Here is an 18,413-nt window from a genome sequence, read left to right on the forward strand (position 1 = left end):
AGTCAATGCAGGGCAGGAGCGCATCAGCTTTTCATGGAAACGCAGAACCGCTCCAAGCTTTTATTTCTGAMGCAATTCCGAACGGAAAAACCGCTACGCACTTTTCCTGGAATTGCTCTGGCTGCCTATGAAGGAGTGAGGACATGGCTGCTAAAGAAATCAAATTCAGCACCGAAGCCCGCGAGAAGATGTTGCGTGGCGTCGACATCCTGGCCAACGCCGTGAAGGCGACCCTCGGCCCGAAGGGCCGCAACGTCGTGATCGACAAGTCGTTCGGCGCCCCGCGCATCACCAAGGACGGGGTTTCGGTCGCCAAGGAAATCGAACTCGAAGAYAAGTTCGAGAATATGGGCGCCCAGATGGTCCGCGAAGTTGCTTCGAAGACCAGCGACATTGCCGGCGACGGCACCACCACCGCAACGGTGCTGGCCCAGGCGATCGTCAAGGAGGGCGCCAAGGCAGTTACCTCAGGGATGAACCCGATGGACCTGAAACRCGGCATCGATCTTGCGGTCGCCGCCATCGTCGCGGAACTGAAGGCCAATGCCCGCAAGATCTCAAACAATTCCGAAATCGCCCAGGTCGGCACGATCTCCGCCAATGGCGATGCCGAAATCGGCCGCTTTTTGGCGGAAGCCATGGAAAAGGTCGGCAATGATGGCGTCATCACCGTCGAAGAAGCCAAGACCGCCGAAACCGAACTCGAAGTTGTCGAAGGCATGCAGTTCGATCGCGGCTATCTCAGCCCCTACTTCGTGACTAATGCCGACAAGATGCGGGTGGAGTTCGAAGACCCTTATATCCTCATCCACGAGAAGAAGCTCTCGAACCTGCAGTCTATGCTGCCGGTTCTCGAAGCCGTCGTCCAGTCCAGCAAGCCGCTGCTCATCATCGCTGAAGATGTCGAAGGCGAAGCCCTCGCAACGCTCGTCGTCAACAAGCTGCGCGGCGGCCTGAAGATCGCCGCCGTCAAGGCGCCCGGCTTCGGCGACCGCCGCAAGGCCATGCTCGAAGACATCGCCATCCTGACCGCCGGCACCGTCATCTCCGAAGATCTCGGCATCAAGCTCGAATCCGTCACGCTCGACATGCTCGGCCGTGCCAAGAAGGTGTCGATCGAGAAGGAGAACACCACAATCGTCGACGGTTCGGGCGCCAAGACGGACATCGAAGGTCGTGTGGCCCAGATCAAGGCTCAGATCGAAGAAACCACCTCCGACTACGACCGCGAGAAGCTGCAGGAGCGCCTTGCCAAGCTCGCGGGCGGCGTTGCCGTCATCCGCGTCGGCGGCTCGACGGAGGTCGAGGTGAAGGAGAAGAAGGACCGCGTCGACGACGCGCTTCACGCAACCCGCGCGGCGGTCGAGGAAGGCATTCTGCCGGGCGGCGGTGTGGCGCTGCTGCGCGCCGTCAAGGCGCTCGACGCCGTCAAGACCGCCAATGGTGACCAGCGCGTCGGTGTCGACATCGTTCGCCGCGCGGTCGAGGCGCCGGCTCGCCAGATCGCAGAAAACGCCGGCGCGGAAGGCTCGGTCATTGTCGGCAAGCTGCGCGAGAAGAGCGAGTTCTCCTACGGCTGGAACGCTCAGACGGGCGAATATGGCGACCTTTATGCACAGGGCGTCATCGATCCGGCCAAGGTGGTTCGCACCGCGCTGCAGGATGCGGCCTCCATCGCCGGCCTTCTCGTCACGACGGAAGCCATGATCGCCGAGAAGCCCAAGAAGGACGCGCCGCCGCCAATGCCCGCCGGCCCCGGCATGGATTTCTAAGGCGTTTGCCGGCCCGCCGGCCTCGCCGGGCGGGCCTCATCCGAGGGAATAGAGATGGTTCAAACGATCAAAAACCGATCGCAGGTGCCGCTGGACTCCCGCGATCTTGAAACCTGCCAGCGCGTCTTCGACAGGCTCAGCGCCGATTACGGGGTGGCAAGGGACAGCGACGAAGCCGAACGAATGGCGAGCATCGTCATCGAGCTCTACCGACAGGGCGTGCGCGACCCCGATCACCTGCAGTCGATGGTCGAGGCGGCCCGCGGCCTCTTCGAAGCGAGCGAGCGCCCGCCTACTGCTCCGGGAATTTGACCATGGTGCCGCCGCCGGTCGCCTGGTCCGTCGGGAAGACCTCTATCCTGGCGACGTCGACGAAGACGGGAAGCTCGATGGCGTTGGAGATGATCGAGGCGATGTGGGAAGGCTGGATCGGACGGTAGCCGTCATAAAGCAGGGTCCGCGCCTGGTTGCCCGCTATTGCGGTTCGATAAAGCTCCGTCTGGACTCGACCCGGCACCACCTCGGTCACGCGAACCGAGGTCCCGAGCAGGTCGCAGCGCAGATTGTCGCAAAACAGGCTGAGCCCGGCCTTCGACGGGCCGTAGGCCGCCATGTTCGGATAGGGTGCCTGGCCGCCGCTCGAACCGATATAGATCAGGTGGCCGCGCTTTCGCTCGACCATAGCAGGCAGGAATGCGCGGGTCAGATGCATCGGGGCTTTGAGATTGATGTCGATCATGGCATCGATCTCGGACGGTTCGATCTCGCTGAATGTCGCCCGTGTCGAGAGAATGCCGGCATTGTTGACCAGGATGTCGACGTCTGTTCCGTGAAGCTGCTTGACGATTTCGGCGGTATCGCGCACATCGGCACGGACCGGCTTCGCCCCGCTTTCCCGCGCCAATTCCTCGAGCGCCTCGGCGTTTCGGCCAACGGCATAAACCGTCAGCCCCATCTCGCGTAGTTTGCCGACGGTGGCGCGACCGATGCCGCTCGTCGCACCGGTGACCAGGGCAACCTGATAGGGCAGCGGCTCAGACATAGATGTAGCCTCCGCTGACGACGACGTTTTCGCCGGTGGCATAGGTGTTGCGGCTCGATGCCATCATGACAATCCACTCCGCCATTTCGACCGGCTCGGCTGCGCGGCCAAGCGCGCTGGCCTTGGCCAGTTCCGGAAGAAATCCCAGCTCCCTGGCGCGATCCGTCGCAAAACCGGCAGGAGCGACGGAATTGACAAGGATCTGGTCCTTGGCGCATTCCTGGGCAAAAGATTTCGTCAGACTGACGACAGCCGCCTTGGTTGCGGCGTAATGCGCATTCTGGGGATGAGCCTTGAAAGCATCGACCGAGGTCACGTTGACAATCCGCCCGGTAACCTCGGGCGCGTTCACGTGCTGGCGCATATGAAGAACGGCGGCCACCATCATATGATAGGTACCCTTCACGTTGATCGCATTTTCGAGGTCCCATTCCTCGTCGGTGATCTCGAGGATAGGGCGTCTCGGATAGATGGCGGCGCTGTTGACGAGCACGTGAATCCGACCGAGCTTGCCGGCGATCTCATTGAACCCGCGATGAGCCGTTTCCGCCCGGGAAATGTCGGCAACCGCCGTTTCCACCTCGGCGCCCAGAGCGCGAAGCGCATCGGCCGAGACGCCGAGCAGCTGCTCGTTGCGATCGATGAGCCCAATCCTGGTCGCCCCATGCGATATCATCAGCTTGGCCGTCGTCAATCCGAGCCCGGAAGCGCCGCCGACGATGATTGCGGTCTGGTTCTTCAAAGTTCCACCTCAGTATTTTCAGTTACGCCACTAGCATTGTATGTTATCACTTATATGCCAACTTCGACAAAGCTCAAGTGCATTCTGAAGGTCTCGAAATGATTCCACGCCTCCGGCCGAACGGTTCAATCCCCCTTCCCGCTGTGGGATTCTTCCAGCGGCTCATCGAGGCAGGGTTCGATGGCGACATCGAAACCGGTGCGGCGAGCCGGACCGTTTTTTCGACCGACAATTCCATCTATCAGATCGAGCCGACCGGTATCCTCTTCCCCAAGGGCATCGAAGACCTGCAGATTACGGCGGCCGTGCTGTCGGAACCGGCCTTTCGCGGGATCACTGTCGCCCCGCGCGGCGGCGGAACCGGCACGAACGGTCAATCCCTCACGTCGGGCATCGTCGTCGACTGCTCGCGACATATGAATTCCATTCTCGAGATCGACCCGATCAGGAGAATTGCGCGGGTCCAGGCGGGTGTGGTCAAGGATCAGTTGAACCGGGCGCTGAAACCCTACGGCCTGTTTTTTGCGCCTGAACTCTCCACCTCCAATCGCGCCACCATCGGCGGCATGGTCTCCACCGATGCCTGCGGCCAGGGTTCATGCCTCTACGGCAAAACCAGCAACCATGTGCTGGGATTGCGCATCGTGCTTGCGAATGGGACCGACTGGTGGTCGCGCCCGCTCGATCCTGAGGTACTCGCGGAGATCGCCGGGCGACAGGACCGTGTCGGCGAAATCCACAGGACGGTCGACCGCATCGCGCGCGAAAAACGCGACCGGATCGCCGAGATTTTTCCGAAACTCAACCGCTATATGACCGGTTACGACCTCGCTCACATCCGGCGGGACGACGGACGCTTCGACCTCAATGCCATCCTCTGCGGCTCGGAGGGAACGCTGGCGATGATCGCCGAAGCCGAACTCAACCTTCTGCCAATCCCCGCCCATGCGGCATTGATCAACATTCGCTACGGGGACTTCAACACCGCATTGGAGGATGCCCGCACGCTTGTGGCACTCAAGGTCGCCTCGGTGGAAACGGTCGATGAGAAAGTTCTCGGGCTCGCCAGGGGCGACATCGTTTGGACGGGCATTGCCCGCTTTTTTCCCGACAATGCAGGCGGAACCACGAACGGCATCAATATCGCCGAAGTGCTCGCCGACGATGAGGCTGAACTCGAACGCAAACTGGCCGAGGTGACCGCCGCGCTTGCCACGGGCGCGAATGCCCGTCACCTGGGTTATACGATCGCGCGGGATCATGCCGATGTCGAGGCGATCTGGTCGATGCGCAAACGGGCGGTCGGCCTGCTCGGCAATGTGGACGGACCGGTCAGGCCTGTCGCCTTCGTCGAGGACACCGCCGTGCCGCCGGAAAACCTCGCGGCCTATATCCGCGAATTCCGCGCATTGCTTGATGGCGCGGGCCTTTCCTACGGCATGTTCGGCCATGTCGATGCCGGCGTCCTGCACGTGCGGCCTGCCCTCGATCTCACCCGCGATGACCATGTCCGGCTGGTCCGGGAGGTCAGCGACGCCGTCGTGGCGCTGACGCGTAGATATGGCGGCGTGCTCTGGGGGGAGCACGGCAAGGGGGTACGTTCCGAATATGTGCCTGAATTCTTCGGCGACCTCTATCCCAGCCTGCAGGAGATCAAACGGGCTTTCGATCCGGAAAACCGCCTCAACCCTGGCAAGATCGCAACGCCTTCCAGCGGCCAAGAGCTGCTGAAGATCGACGAGGTTCCGCTGCGGGGAGACGTCGACCGCATCATCGGCAACGAGATCCGCGCAGCCTTCGACAACGCTGCCTATTGCAACGGCAACGGCGCCTGTTTCGATTTCGACGAAACGAGCCCCATGTGCCCCTCCTACAAGGCGACACGCGATCGGCGTTTTTCGCCCAAGGGCCGCGCCGCTCTGATGCGGGAATGGCTGAGGCAGCTTGCCGAGAAGGGCATCGATCCCCGCCAGGAGGCAAAACGCCTGCGGCAGAGCGTTCCGCTCGCGAGCTTCGCGCGGCGTGTCTTCAACTCCCTGAACCCTCAAAATCGGGACGACTTTTCCCACGAAGTCCGCGCTTCGATGGACACCTGTCTGGCGTGCAAAGCCTGCGCGGGACAATGTCCCGTAAAAGTCAGCGTCCCGGCCTTCCGCTCCAAATTCCTGGAACTTTACTACGGGCGCTACCTCCGTCCGCTGAAGGATCCGCTGGTAGCAGCCATCGAGACCACCCTGCCCCTGGTCCATCGGATACGGCCGGCCTACAACCTGGTCGTCGGCACGCGAGCCGGCAGGATGATGATGCGCGTTGCCGGACTGACGTCCCTGCCCCACCTGCCGCGGCTCTCTCTGGCGAAGGAGGCCGCCCGCCTTGGCGTGCCGCTTGCGACCCCTCGGCGGATCGAGGCATTGTCGCCGCGTGAGAGGGAGCAGAGCGTCATCTTCGTCGCCGATGCGTTTACCGCCTATTTCGATCCTGAGGTCGCTCTCGCCGCGATCGGGCTTGCGCGGAAAATGGGGCTTTCGCCGTTCCTCGCCGCGTCCCACGTCAATGGCAAAGCCCTGCACGTTCATGGCTACCTCGGACGTTTCGAGGCTGCGGCCGGGCGGACCGCGCACTATCTTCAGCAGTTGAATGACGCGGGCGTGGCGCTTGTGGGGCTCGATCCGTCGATGACGCTTGCGTTCCGCAGCGAATACAAGGGGGTGCTGAAGGCGAGCATCCTCCTTCCGCAGGAATGGCTGGCCGCCAACCTCGGCCGCCTTGCCGCATCACCCTCCGCCGCCAAAGGCAGGAGCTTCCGGTTGATGGCCCATTGCACCGAACGCACCAATGCGCCCGCCTCCATTGCGCAATGGAAACAGGTGTTCGGCAGCCTCGGCATCGACCTTCAGGCAGCAGAAACGGGTTGTTGCGGAATGGCCGGTACCTTTGGCCACGAGGCCCGCAATCGACCGATCTCCGAGCGCCTCTATGCGATGAGCTGGAAGCCGGAGGTCGATGCCGCCGGCGACAACGACAGTCTCATGGCCACCGGATATTCATGCCGCTCGCAGGTGAAGGAAATCGACAACAAGCGCCTCCCGCACCCCTTTCAGGTCATCGATAAGATAATGTCTGAAAGAGCCGACATTCCGCAATCAGACGTGGCATGATATGTGATATGTGCTAAATTTGATCGTGAAAATCGGAGCAAACCAGTGTCAATCATCACGCAACGAGGCAATCTCGCGGAAATCGTCGTTGCGAAGCTGATGGAACGGATCGACTCCGGTCTTTATGCTCCCGGCGAGAAAATTCCGTCAAGTGCCCAGCTGTGCGAAGAGTTCGGCGTGTCCCGAACCGTCATTCGCGAGGCGCTCACCTCTCTCAAGGTTGGCGGACGTGTGACCGCGCGACAGGGTGCCGGCGTCTACGTGAGCGACAAGGACGCAAAGACCCTCAATTTCGAAATCAGCCGCATCGAGGACATTCGCTCCGCGATGCAGATCCTGGAATTGCGGCTCGGCGTCGAGATACAATCCGTCGCCCTTGCAGCGTCGAGGCGCACGCCGGAGGCGCTGGCTGAAATTGCCCGCGCCTACGACAACCTTGAAAACCTGGTGACGGACGATGCCGAGGTCGAAGCACGCGCCGATTTCGAGTTTCACCTTGCGATCGCCCGTGCCACCCGCAATCCCCACTTCCCGAGTTTTCTGGAAGCGGTGATAGAGAGCATCAATTTCGACCTCGTACTCAAGCATCGCCAATCGGCGCGCGGCTACAGCACCTACCTGAAGAAGATCAACAAGGAACATGCCGCGATCCTGGCCGCCATCACCCAGGGTGATGCCAAGGCTGCGAAGGCCGCGCTGATCGTCCATCTGGAGGAAAGCCTCCATCGTTACCGCACGATGCTCAATGAGCCGACGAGCAGCGAAACGGAGAATTAAGTCAGGGGAAGGAAAGGATGATCCGCCTGCTGCTACGCTTCCTGCGCTCCTATCTTACCGTTTTCCACGACCGAAAGGATCAAGGATCAGCGCCGCTGGCTTACCGTTGGGGGTGATCCTTGTCGGCGCCCCTCAAGCGACTTCACTTTCCGCTGGTCTGCTGCGGCGCCGCCCGGCTTTTTGAGGCGGCGCCTTTTCCTGCGATCACTTTCCCTGTGCGATCGCCTGGTCGCGAATTTGCGTCAGGCTCATTTTCGGCGTCAGCGCTTCCGGGTCGATCCGGATTTCGATGAGACCCGGCTTGCCGGAAGTCTCGCAGCGTTGGAAGGCGCCGGCGAAGTCCTCGGTCCTTTCCACGGTCTCACCATGGAGGCCATAGGATCGCGCCAGCGAGGCAAAGTCCGGGTTCGTCAGGCGGGTGCCGGAGACGCGGCCGGGATACTCACGCTCCTGGTGCATGCGGATCGTGCCATACATGCCGTTGTTGATGACGAGAAAGATGACGCGAGCGTCATACTGCATGGCGGTTGCGAGTTCCTGACCGTTCATCAGGAAACATCCGTCGCCGGCAAAGGCAACGACCGTGCGCGCGGGATCGGTGATCTTGGCGGCGATCGCCGCCGGCACGCCGTAGCCCATGGAACCATTCGTCGGTCCGAGCTGGGTGCGGAAGGTGCGATACTGATAGAAGCGATGCGCCCAGGCGGAATAATTGCCGGCGCCGGTGGTCAGAATGGCGTCCGGCTTGAGATGGCCGCGCAGCCATTCCATGATATCGCCCATCTGCACCGGACCGGGCACCTCAGGATGCGCGAGATTTTCGAGATAGTCGGCATGGGCCGTCCTGGTCCAGTCCTTCCACACCGGCGCAGCCCGCGGCTTCAGCTTTGCCGCCTGCGAGAGGAAACCCGCGACGCTGGCATTGATCGGCAATCGCGCGTGATAAACGCGCCCCAGCTCCTCCGCGCTCGGATGAATGTGAACGAGCAACTGCTTCGGGACCGGAATGTCGATCAGCGTATAGGCGCCAGTGGTCATCTCCCCGAGACGGGCGCCGATGGAGATCAGAAGGTCGCAATCCTTCACATGGCGGATCAGCTTCGGCCCTGCGGCAAGACCGAGGTCGCCGGCATAGTTTTCGTGCGTATTGTCGAACAGATCCTGGCAGCGGAAGGAAGCTGCGACAGGCAGGCAGAAGGCTTCCGAAAACGCCTTCAGGTCGGCAACGGCCTGCTGCGTCCAGCCGCCGCCGCCAACGACAACCATCGGGCGTTTCGCCTCGGAGAGAAGGCCGAGCAATTCCTCGAATTGCGGCGGGCCGGCAAAGCCCTCAACTCGCTTGTAGGGCGGGGTGTCGGCGACATCGACCATATCGGTCAGCATGTCTTCAGGAAGAGCGACGACCACCGGTCCCGGCCTGCCGTTGACAGCTCGGTGGAATGCCTGGCTGATGAGCTCAGGGATGCGGGCGGCATCCTCAATTTCGACTACCCACTTTGCCATTTGGCCGAACATGCGGCGATAATCGATCTCTTGGAACGCTTCGCGCTCCATCTGATCGCGCGCCACCTGCCCGATGAACAGGATCATCGGTGTCGAATCCTGGAAGGCGGTATGCACGCCCACGGACGCGTTCGTCGCGCCCGGCCCGCGGGTGACGAAGCAGATGCCGGGTTTGCCGGTCATCTTGCCGTAGGCTTCCGCCATGTAGGCGGCGCCGCCTTCCTGCCGGCAGACGATGAATTCGATGGCGTCTTCCACGTCGTGAAAGGCGTCGAGGGCAGCAAGATAGCTTTCGCCCGGCACGCCGAACACGCGCTCGACACCATGGATGCGCAAGGCATCGACGAGCGCCTGGCCGCCGCTGCGCTTGGATGTTTCGTTTTTCATCGGGAGCCCCTCTCCTATGCTTTAAATGACGGCGTCTTCAAGGAAGGGGCGGTCAGCTGCCACCCGCTCGTAGCCGAATGGCGAAAGATCAAGCGTCTTGAAGCCGCCATAGGCAATCAGTTCCGAGAGACCCCGTCCCATTGCCGGCGACTGCTGGAGACCGTGCCCCGAGAAGCCGTTTGCGAAGAGGAAATTGCTGACCTCAGTATGCGGTCCGAGGACGACATTGTGATCGAGGGTGCAATAGTCGTAGTGGCCGGCCCAGGAATTGACGACCTTGATCGCCTCAAAGGCCGGCACCCGGTTCGCCAGGATCGGCCAGATTTCCTCGTCGAATTCGTCATGCATGACGTCGAAATCGTTCGGATCTACCTCAGGGTCATGTTTGGGATAGGTGCCCATCAGATAGAACTTGCCCTCGGGCCGGAAGAAAACGCCGGTGGGGTCGATCGTCAGCCCCACCTTTCCTTCCAGGGGCGTTCGGCAATCGACGACGAACAGCGAGCGTCGGCGTGGCTCCACGGGGACGTCGAGCCCAGCCATCCCAGCGACTTTCTTGCCGTTGGTGCCTGAGGTGTTGACCATCGTGCCACAGGCAATCGTCTGGCCGCTCTTCGTCGACACGGAAACGATGCGGTCTCCCTCTCGGTTGATGGCGACGACTTCGTCTTCGATGTATTCGACGCCGAGCGAGCGCGCCTTCTTGCGAAAGCCCTGCAGCAGACCGACACTGTCGAACCAGCCCTCGCCCCGCTCGCCGGTGCTGCCGAGCGTCAATCCTTCGAGGTTCAGCCAGGGAAACCGGCGGCCGAGACCATCCGGATCGAGCAGCGTCACCTCCGCGCCGCACGAGACCTGGGTCTCGTGGTTGCGCCGGAGAACCTGATCGCCGCGATCGTCCTCGGCGAGGAACAGATAACCGGCCTCGTGAAAACCAATCTCGGGCGTGTCGTCGTCGACAATGACGTTTTCCTTGAAGTGGCGGATGAACTCCGTCCCGAACTGCGAGACTTTGACATTGATCGCATTCGAAAACTGGTGGCGGATGGAGCTGGAGGATAGCGCCGTCGCCGAACGCTGATAGGTCCAGTCCTTCTCGATCACCAGGACCGATCCGTTGAAGTCCGGGTTGGTCGCCAGAAAATATGCCGTCGAACTGCCGACCACTGCACCGCCGACGATCACCACGTCATAGGACGACTTGGAAGCTTGCATCAGGGCGTCTCACTTCTTCTCGTCTTCATAGTGGCCGGCGGCGGCAAAGCTGCCGCCCTGGAAGCGCACCGCCGGATCGTTGGGATCGCCCTGTTTCGTATTCTCGAAAACCTTGTCCGCGTAATCGTCGGCGCTGTCTTCCGGCCTGTATCCGAGCGATGCCGCCGTGCGGTTGTCCCAGAACGCCCGGCTGTTGTTGGACATGCCATAGGCGACCATGAAGCCGACGCGTTCGGCCGACAGGCTCTTTTCGACGAGCTGGCGGCAATCGCGATAGGAAAGCCAGGTGATGAGATGGCGCCGGTCCGTCGGCTCGGGGAAAGACGAGCCGATACGCAGGCTCACGGTCTCGATCCCGAACTTGTCGAAATAGTAACGGCTGAGGTTTTCGACGAAGGTCTTCGACACGCCGTAGAGACTGTCGGGGCGGGTCGGAACGTCGCCGTCGATCGTCTCGGTGCGCTCGTAAAAACCGATGGCGTGAACGGAGCTGGCATAGACGATGCGCTTGACGCCATGCTGCCGGGCTGCCTCATAGATGTTGTAGCTGCCGACGATGTTGGCGTTAAGAATGGTGTTCCAGGGGGCCTCCAGCCCTTGACCACCCATATGAATGATGGCGTCGCAGCCCTCCACGGCTTTCGAAACAGCGTCGAAATCGGAAAGGTCCGCCGGGAAATCCTCCTCGTGCGGCTCGAGGTTCTCGCAAGGCTTGCGTGCAGACAGCCTGAGGATCTTGCCAAGCCTTGTTCCTGACTTGCGCAGCTGGGTTCCCAGAGCGCCGGCCGCGCCGGTCAGAAGCGTGCGCTGATAATCGGTCATCGAATTTTCCCTTTAGCGAAGTTTGGCCAGTGCATCGGCGGTGCGCTCGATGGCAATGGCAAGATTGTCACGCGATGTCGCGAAGGAAAGGCGAATATAGGGYTCGACACCGAAAGCGGCACCGGGAACGGTGGCGACCTTGCCTTCCCTGAGGAGATAGGAGGCCAGTTCCGTATCGTTGGAAATCCTGGCGCCGTCTGGCGCCGTCTTGCCGATATAGTGGGCGCATTTGGGAAAGAGGTAAAAGGCTCCTTCCGGAGCCCGCACATCAAGACCGGGTATCGCGCTGAAGCCCCTTGCGACCAGTTGACCGCGCGCCTTGTATTCGGCAACCGCCGTCGTGACGAAGTCCTGGGGACCGTTGAGCGCGGCGGCGGCGGCAAACTGGGTGATCGAGGACGGGCAAGTCGTGCTCTGGGACTGAAGCTTGTTCAGCGCCTTGGTCAGTTCGCGCGGACCGGCCGCATAGCCGAGGCGCCATCCTGTCATGGCATAGGCCTTGGATACGCCGTTGATGATGAGCGTGCGGTCCTTCAGCTCCGGGCACGCGACGACGAACGACGTGAAGGGCACGTCGCCGCAGACGATATGTTCGTAGATCTCATCCGACATGATCGCCACGTGGGGATGCCGTGCCAGCACTGCACCAAGCGCCCTCAGTTCGTCCGCCGTATAGATCGCCCCCGTCGGATTGGACGGAGAATTGAACAGGAACCAACGCGTCTTCGGCGTGATAGCTGCTTCCAGCCGCTCGGCTGTGATCTTGAAGGCATCCTCGACACCGCAAGGCACGATCTTCGGAATGCCGCCGTGCAGGACGACGATGTCGGTGTAGGAGACCCAGTAAGGCGCCGGCACGACCACCTCGTCGCCGGGCTCCAGCGTGGCCAGGAATGCATTGAAGAGGATCTGCTTGGCGCCGTTGCCGATGGAGATCTCATCCATGGCGTAGTCGAGGCCGTTCTCGCGTTTGAACTTGGCGACGATCGCCTCGCGCAGCTCCACCAGGCCGTCCGGCGCGGTATAGCGGGTAAGCCCCTTGCGCATGGCCTCGATCGCCGCCTGAACGATATGATCAGGAGTGTCGAAATCTGGCTCGCCGAGCGACAGGTCGACGACATGCTCTCCTTTGGCCCGCATCGCCTTGGCGGCGACCGACACCGCCATGGACGGCGAGGATTTGATCGTCGCGACGCGTGTGCTTTCGAATGCAATCATGTTCATGCCTTGCCTCCCTTAGTCCGGCTCCTGCCGTAGGCTTCAGCCTGTTCTTCGGTGATGTATCCATGCTTCAGGTCCTGCTCGATCGCCTCAGCCGGGCGATGTGCCGGATCGCCGTAACCGCCGCCGCCCGGAAGCGACAGAACCAGGCGCCTGCCTTCCGGCACGAATTGCAGCCCCTTGCCCTTGAGAACCGTACCGTCGTCGAGCGCGACTGCGCCGGCCGTGCCGCTCAGTCCGCCTTCGCGGCCGCGGGCGGGGTGGCCAAGCCTGTCGAACATGGCGGAGAAGCGGAAGCTGAAGCCTTCGGCCGCTTCGATCTCGATCATCTGGCCGAGACCGCCGCGTTGCGCGCCGGCACCCCCTGACCCCTCGCGCAATTCCTTGCGCCAGACGATGACGGGGCCGACATTCTCCGTCGCCTCGATCGGCATCGTGTGGACGCCGCTCGGAAAGGCAGTGGCGTTCAAGCCATCGAGAGCGGCGCGTGCGCCGGTGCCGCCGGAATTGAACATCAGGATTTCTGYGCCCCTGCCGCCGATCTGATCGGAGACGGGGCGCACGCTCATATGCAGGTTCCAGAGTGCGCTGGCACCTTCCGCAGGCACCTGGCCTGGAAGCGCCTGATGCAGCGCGCCCAGCACGAGATCCGGGACAAAATGGCCGAGAACGTGGCGGACAGCGACCGGCGCCGGCCGCTTGGCATTGAGGATGCAACCTTCCGGCGCCACCACCTCGAAAGGTGCAAGCGAGGCAGCGTTATTTGGAATTTCCGGCGCCACGACGCATTTGATGCCGTAGCAGGCATAGGCCTTGGCATAGACGAGCGGCACATTGATGCCGAACTTGCTCATGCCTGAGGTGCCGTCGAAATCGACCACGATCCCCTCGGGGCCGATGCTCAGCTTGGCGGCGAGATGCACCGGCTCATCATAGCCGTCGAGATCGAGGCTGTAGTTCCAGGAGCCATGCGGCAGCTTCTTCAGCCGCTCCAGCGTTGCCTCGCGGCTGTGCTTGAGGATGAAGCCGCCGATCGTCGACAGATCAGGGAGATTGAATTCCGTCAGCATGTCGACGAGCCGGCGCTGGCCCGTTTCGTTGCAGGCGGCGAGCGCATAGAAGTCACCGACGACCTTATCGTTTTCGCGAACATTGTTTCGGACGATATGGATCAGCGTCCGGTTCAGCTCGCCGCGCTCGAAGAATTTCATGATCGGGATGAAGAGGCCCTCTTCATAAACTTCGCGGGCATCCGGGCCGAAACCGCGGCCGCCGACATCGACGACATGCGCGGTCGAGGCGAAATAACCGACCAGCTTGCCGCGATGGAAGGAGGGCGTGACGACGGTGATGTCGTGCAAGTGGCCCGTTCCCTTCCAGGGATCATTGGTGATGTAGACGTCGCCTTCAAAGACATTGTCCGGCCCGATGTCGCGAATGAAATGCGCGACGGATTCCGCCATGGCGTTGACGTGGCCGGGCGTGCCGGTAACCGCCTGCGCCAGCATACGGCCTTCCAGGTCGAAGACGCCGGCCGACAGATCGCCCGCCTCGCGCACGGAGGTGGAGAAGGCCGTGCGGATCAGGGTCTGCGCCTGCTCTTCAACGACAGAGATCAGCCGGTTCCACATGACCTGCATATGGATATCGATCATGGATTGGTTCATGTGACTATCCTCAGATCCGGGTTGCGAGAAGGCAGCCGTCGTGCTGAACGATGGCGTTGAAGGAGGAAGTGAGAACGGTTGAGGTCTCACGCTCGACGATGACGGCGGGACCCTTGATCACGTCGCCGGACTTCAGGCCGGTGCGCTCGTGAATGCCGGCTTCGAGATAGGCGCCTTGGGAGGCCTCGAACAGGCGTCGGGTCTTGCCCGGCTGCACGATATTGCCTTCGGCGACGGAGGGAATGCGTTCGACCGGCGGGAGCGGCGAACTCGCCTTGACCGACCAGCTGACGATCTCGATATCGAGACCCTCGATGGCGCGGCCGAAGAAGCGCTCATATTCCTTTTCGAAAGAGGCCGCGATCGTCTCGGCGCTCGCAGGGTCGAAATTGTCGTCGGCAAGCGGGACCGGGATATCCCAGCCCTGCCCGGCATAGCGCATGAACAGCGTGCGCTCGATCACCGGGGAGCCGGTGTCGAGCCCGCCTTCGACAAAGCCGAGTGCTTCGGCCTTCATGGCTTGCAGCAGGCGGTTGGCCTCTAAATATTCGAAATTCGACAGGCTGAAGACGGCGCTGCGGACGGATTCGTAGCCGAACGGCGCCTTGAGGAAGCCGATCGCGGAACCGACGCCGGCGCCCGGCGGAACGAGGAAGGTCGAGATCCCCATCTTTTCGCAGAGGCGTGCGGCATGCAGCGGTCCTGCGCCACCGAAGGTGATCATGGTGAAATCGGAAATGTTCTTGCCGTTCTCGACGGTGTGGACGCGGCCGGCATTGGCCATGTTCTCGTCGACCATTTCGCACGTGCCGTAAGCGGAAGCCTCCGGGTCGAGGCCGATGACCGCGCCGATATCGTCGCTCATCGCCTGGCGGCTCGCCTCGACGGAAAGCGGGATCGCGCCGCCCGCGAAATTGGCGGGATCGAGCTTGCCGAGGATCAGATCCGCATCGGTCACGGTGGGGTTCTTGCCGCCGCGCTGGTAACAGGCTGGGCCCGGCTCGGAGGCTGCCGAATGCGGGCCGACGCGGATCTGGCGCATTGCGTCGACCGAAGCGATCGAACCACCGCCTGCGCCGATTTCGACCATCTCGACGACGGGAATGGAAATCGGCATGCCGGATCCCTTGCGGAATCGATAGGTGCGCGCGACCTCGAAAGTCTTGGCCGTCTTCGGTACCTGGTTTTCGATCAGGCAGATCTTGGCAGTCGTGCCGCCCATGTCGAAGGAAAGAACCGTATCGAGACCGTATTGACGGGCGATGTCGGCCGCGAAGATCGCGCCGCCCGCTGGACCGGATTCGACGAGGCGCACCGGAAATTCGGAGGCGCTCTCGACCGAGACGATCCCACCGCCGGAGTGGATCATGAAGACCGGGCAGCGGACGCCGATATCCTTCAGCGACACGACGAGACGGTCGAGATAGGATTTGATCGCCGGCTTGACGTAGGCATTGGCACAGACCGTGTTGAAGCGCTCGAATTCGCGCATCTGCGGAGAAACCTCCGACGAGATCGAAACGGAGAGGCCAGGAAGGCGCTTCAGGATCGCGTCGCGGACGGCGATCTCGTGTGCGCCATTGGCATAGGCATGAATGAAGCCGATCGCGACACTTTCATAGCCGCCTGCCGCGACCTTCTCGACGACGGCTGCAACCGAAGCATCGTCCAGATCAAGCAGAACCTTGCCCGCCGCATCGATACGCTCACGCACGACGAAGCGGTCAGCGCGCGCGATGAGAGCCGGCGGCAGGGAAATATTGAGATCATACTGCTCGAAACGGTTCTCGGTGCGCATCTCGAGCACGTCGCGAAAACCTTCCGTCGTCACGAAGGCGGTCCTGGCGCCGCGCCGCTCGATCAGCGCGTTGGTGGCAAGCGTCGTGCCATGGATGAGGATGCCGATCTCTGAAAGAGCGACGCCCGCCATGTCGGCGACGGCCTTCACACCCTTGAGGATCGCCCTCTCCGGCGCCGTATAGTCCGTCAGGATCTTCGTCGAGTGAAGCGTCCCGTCGAGGTCGAGAGCGATATCCGTAAAGGTGCCGCCGATATCGACGCCCACCCGGCAGTTTCGTGGCGTGCTGCTCACCGTCTTGTTCCCCGCTTTCTTAACGTTCGAGGCCGCGCTTGCGCGATCATCGATCCTGCCATTCTTCACTGTTGCAAGCGATGCCGCAACATTTCCGCTTGACGGTCTTCGTATATGTCACTTATCATATAAGTGTCAATTAAGAAAAGGACCGGAAATCTCGAAAATCGCTCTTCGCAGCGGCTGAGACAAAGAGAATTTACCTAACAAAAATAATAGCTTCACCTTCAAGGCGAAGCATGAACGCGGACTTAAACCGCGTCGAGAACGACTAAAAATCGAACAGCTTCAACCAGAGGGAAAAACACATGAAATCCATATCGACACTTCTTAGCGCCACCGCCRTCGCCTCCGCCTTGCTGTTTTCCAACGCTTTGGCGGCCGACACGATCAAGATCGGCGTCGCCGGCCCCTTTACCGGCGCCAATGCGACCTTTGGCGAGCAGGTGTTCAGCGGCGTGTCCGCCTACGTCACCGACGTCAACGCGTCGGGCGGCATCAACGGCAAGAAGATTGAACTGGTGAAGGGTGACGACGCCTGCGAACCGAAGCAGGCCGTTGCCGTCGCCAATCGTTTCGTCGACCAGGACAAGGTCCAGGCGGTGATCGGGCATTTCTGCTCGTCCAACACGATTCCCGCTTCCGAAATCTACAATGATGCCGGCATCCTCGAAATGACGCCGTCCTCCACCAATCCGACCGTCACCGATCGCGGTTTCGACAATCTGTTTCGTGGCTGCGGCCGTGACGACCAGCAGGCCGTCGTCGCCGGCAGCTTCATTCTGGATACGCTGAAGCGGGACAAGATCGCCCTCATCCATGACAAGGACACCTATGGCCAGGGCCTGGTGGACGCCGTCAAGAAGACGATCGAAGCGCGCGGAATCAAGCCTGTGATGTACGAAGGCCTGACCCGTGGCGAACGTGACTTCAATGCGCTCGTCACCAAGATCAAGAGCTCCGGCGCCAACGCCGTGTACTTCGGCGGTCTCATTCCCGAAGGCGGCCCACTGATCCGCCAGCTCAAGGAGCAGGGTGTCGACGTGGTCATCGTCAGCGGTGACGCGTTCGCCCAGACGGAACTGGTCGCGGCAGCCGGCGGCGCTGAGAACCTCAAGAACGTCTATTATTCGGCAACACCGGATCCGCTGGCGGATCCCTCCACGCAGGGCGTCCAGGACGCGCTGAAGAAAGCCAACATCACGCCGGCAAACTACGTGCTCTATGGCTATGCCAATGCGCAGGCCGTCGTTGCCGCGCTGAAGGCCGGCGACGAACTGAAGGCCCAGGCCGACTATCTCCGCAGCAACACCGTCGATTCCGCCATCGGCAAGATCACTTGGGACGCCAAGGGCGACATCAAGGACTTCAAGTTCGTTTTCTACAACTTCGACGACAAGGGAACCCCTGTCTTGGTGAAGTAAGGCATTTTGCCCGAGCCGGCCGGACCTAAAGCTTGTCGCGCAAAAGTGTGCAGCGGTTTTGCGGTAGCGACATGCGGAAAAATAAAGACCTAAAGCGCGATCAGAGACTCTGAAAGATCGCGACGCGCTTTAGGTTCGGCCGGCTTATCCATCCCCGAAAACCATAAGAGGGGTTCACCATGGACTTTTACATCCTGGTTCAACAATTGTTCAATGGCATCACGCTGGGGACGATCTACGGCCTGATCGCGGTCGGATACACCATGGTCTACGGCGTCATCCGGATGATCAACTTTGCTCATGGCGACGTCTATATGGTATCGGCCTATATCGCCGCCATCACGCTTGCCGTCCTTGGCTATTTCGGCGTTCAGTCGGTTCCCTTCGCCTTGATATCCGTGCTGGTGATCAGCTGCGCAATCACGGCCGTCTATGGCTGGGTGATCGAGCGCGTCGCCTATCGGCCGCTTCGCGGCTCGACCAAGCTTGCTCCGCTGATATCGGCCATAGGCATCTCGCTGATGCTGCAGAGCTACGTCCAGATCGCCCAGGGCGCACGCGACCAGGGCGTGCCGACGCTCATCCAGGGGG

At 61.4% G+C, this 18,413-nt stretch carries 14 protein-coding genes; 6 read left to right on the forward strand and 8 right to left on the reverse strand.

Translation table 11 applies throughout. From position 1 onward, the window contains the following. The first annotated feature begins 143 nt into the window (after nucleotides 1–143). Entirely contained in the window at nucleotides 144–1,772 is a 1,629-nt protein-coding gene (gene groL / locus AC1D1Z_RS25840) for a chaperonin GroEL (protein ID WP_477851962.1), read from the forward strand. A 54-nt stretch (nucleotides 1,773–1,826) separates the two neighbouring features. Continuing rightward, a complete protein-coding gene (locus AC1D1Z_RS25845; protein WP_018245949.1) occupies nucleotides 1,827–2,084 on the forward strand; it encodes a hypothetical protein in 258 nt (85 codons plus the stop codon). Here the strand turns inward: AC1D1Z_RS25845 and AC1D1Z_RS25850 are convergent. Then, nucleotides 2,065–2,814, reverse strand: coding sequence for an SDR family oxidoreductase (locus AC1D1Z_RS25850; protein ID WP_018245950.1), 750 nt, complete (start codon nucleotides 2,812–2,814; stop codon nucleotides 2,065–2,067). The two genes, AC1D1Z_RS25845 and AC1D1Z_RS25850, sit on opposite strands and share 20 nt — an antisense overlap. Then, the gene (locus AC1D1Z_RS25855) at nucleotides 2,807–3,556 is read right to left on the reverse strand and encodes an SDR family NAD(P)-dependent oxidoreductase (protein WP_018245951.1); all 750 of its coding nucleotides are present in this window, start codon (nucleotides 3,554–3,556) and stop codon (nucleotides 2,807–2,809) included. Before AC1D1Z_RS25855 ends, AC1D1Z_RS25850 begins: the two co-directional genes overlap by 8 nt. A 98-nt stretch (nucleotides 3,557–3,654) precedes the next feature. On the opposite strand from AC1D1Z_RS25855, the gene ydiJ reads away from it, so the two are divergent. Together ydiJ and AC1D1Z_RS25865 are read left to right on the forward strand one after the other, a co-directional pair. After that, on the forward strand, nucleotides 3,655–6,714 hold the full coding sequence (ydiJ, locus tag AC1D1Z_RS25860; RefSeq protein ID WP_018245952.1) for a D-2-hydroxyglutarate dehydrogenase YdiJ: 3,060 nt from the start codon (nucleotides 3,655–3,657) through the stop codon (nucleotides 6,712–6,714). 45 nt (nucleotides 6,715–6,759) lie between these two features. Further along, nucleotides 6,760–7,491 carry a FadR/GntR family transcriptional regulator gene (locus tag AC1D1Z_RS25865; RefSeq protein ID WP_018245953.1) on the forward strand — a complete coding sequence of 244 codons (732 nt, stop codon included), beginning with the start codon at nucleotides 6,760–6,762 and terminating at the stop codon, nucleotides 7,489–7,491. A 204-nt stretch (nucleotides 7,492–7,695) separates the two neighbouring features. Here the strand turns inward: AC1D1Z_RS25865 and AC1D1Z_RS25870 are convergent, their stop codons facing one another. From AC1D1Z_RS25870 to AC1D1Z_RS25895, 6 genes are read right to left on the reverse strand one after another with little or no spacing between them, the layout of a single operon-like run. Continuing rightward, nucleotides 7,696–9,381 carry a thiamine pyrophosphate-binding protein gene (locus tag AC1D1Z_RS25870; RefSeq protein WP_018245954.1) on the reverse strand — a complete coding sequence of 562 codons (1,686 nt, stop codon included), beginning with the start codon at nucleotides 9,379–9,381 and terminating at the stop codon, nucleotides 7,696–7,698. Between the two features lie 21 nt (nucleotides 9,382–9,402). Next, a complete protein-coding gene (locus AC1D1Z_RS25875; protein WP_018245955.1) occupies nucleotides 9,403–10,596 on the reverse strand; it encodes an NAD(P)/FAD-dependent oxidoreductase in 1,194 nt (397 codons plus the stop codon). 9 nt (nucleotides 10,597–10,605) lie between these two features. After that, nucleotides 10,606–11,418 (reverse strand): NAD-dependent epimerase/dehydratase family protein, encoded by an 813-nt coding sequence (locus AC1D1Z_RS25880; protein ID WP_018245956.1) that lies wholly within the window; start codon nucleotides 11,416–11,418, stop codon nucleotides 10,606–10,608. A gap of 12 nt (nucleotides 11,419–11,430) precedes the next feature. Further along, nucleotides 11,431–12,642 carry a pyridoxal phosphate-dependent aminotransferase gene (locus AC1D1Z_RS25885; RefSeq protein WP_018245957.1) on the reverse strand — a complete coding sequence of 404 codons (1,212 nt, stop codon included), beginning with the start codon at nucleotides 12,640–12,642 and terminating at the stop codon, nucleotides 11,431–11,433. Beyond that, nucleotides 12,639–14,306 (reverse strand): hydantoinase B/oxoprolinase family protein, encoded by a 1,668-nt coding sequence (locus AC1D1Z_RS25890; protein ID WP_477851967.1) that lies wholly within the window; start codon nucleotides 14,304–14,306, stop codon nucleotides 12,639–12,641. The genes AC1D1Z_RS25885 and AC1D1Z_RS25890 overlap by 4 nt, the downstream gene beginning before the upstream one ends. Before the next feature lie 10 nt (nucleotides 14,307–14,316). Then, nucleotides 14,317–16,398 carry a hydantoinase/oxoprolinase family protein gene (locus AC1D1Z_RS25895; protein WP_026188724.1) on the reverse strand — a complete coding sequence of 694 codons (2,082 nt, stop codon included), beginning with the start codon at nucleotides 16,396–16,398 and terminating at the stop codon, nucleotides 14,317–14,319. 308 nt (nucleotides 16,399–16,706) lie between these two features. Here AC1D1Z_RS25895 and AC1D1Z_RS25900 point away from each other — a divergent pair, with 308 nt between their 5' ends. Then, nucleotides 16,707–17,822, forward strand: coding sequence for an ABC transporter substrate-binding protein (locus tag AC1D1Z_RS25900; protein WP_477851970.1), 1,116 nt, complete (start codon nucleotides 16,707–16,709; stop codon nucleotides 17,820–17,822). Between the two features lie 179 nt (nucleotides 17,823–18,001). Further along, the coding region (locus tag AC1D1Z_RS25905; RefSeq protein WP_477851971.1) for an ABC transporter permease subunit at nucleotides 18,002–18,413 on the forward strand (412 nt) is incomplete at its 3' end.

The organism is Rhizobium sp. P1_E1 (assembly GCF_056406015.1).

Excerpts from the sequence above, each read along its gene's own strand:
- AC1D1Z_RS25845 (WP_018245949.1), top strand. The coding sequence starts at position 1,827 with ATGGTTCAAACGATCAAAAACCGATCGCAGGTGCCGCTGGACTCCCGC.
- AC1D1Z_RS25850 (WP_018245950.1), bottom strand. The coding sequence starts at position 2,814 with ATGTCTGAGCCGCTGCCCTATCAGGTTGCCCTGGTCACCGGTGCGACG.
- ydiJ (WP_018245952.1), top strand. The coding sequence starts at position 3,655 with ATGATTCCACGCCTCCGGCCGAACGGTTCAATCCCCCTTCCCGCTGTG.
- AC1D1Z_RS25870 (WP_018245954.1), bottom strand. The coding sequence starts at position 9,381 with ATGAAAAACGAAACATCCAAGCGCAGCGGCGGCCAGGCGCTCGTCGAT.
- AC1D1Z_RS25875 (WP_018245955.1), bottom strand. The coding sequence starts at position 10,596 with ATGCAAGCTTCCAAGTCGTCCTATGACGTGGTGATCGTCGGCGGTGCA.
- AC1D1Z_RS25880 (WP_018245956.1), bottom strand. The coding sequence starts at position 11,418 with ATGACCGATTATCAGCGCACGCTTCTGACCGGCGCGGCCGGCGCTCTG.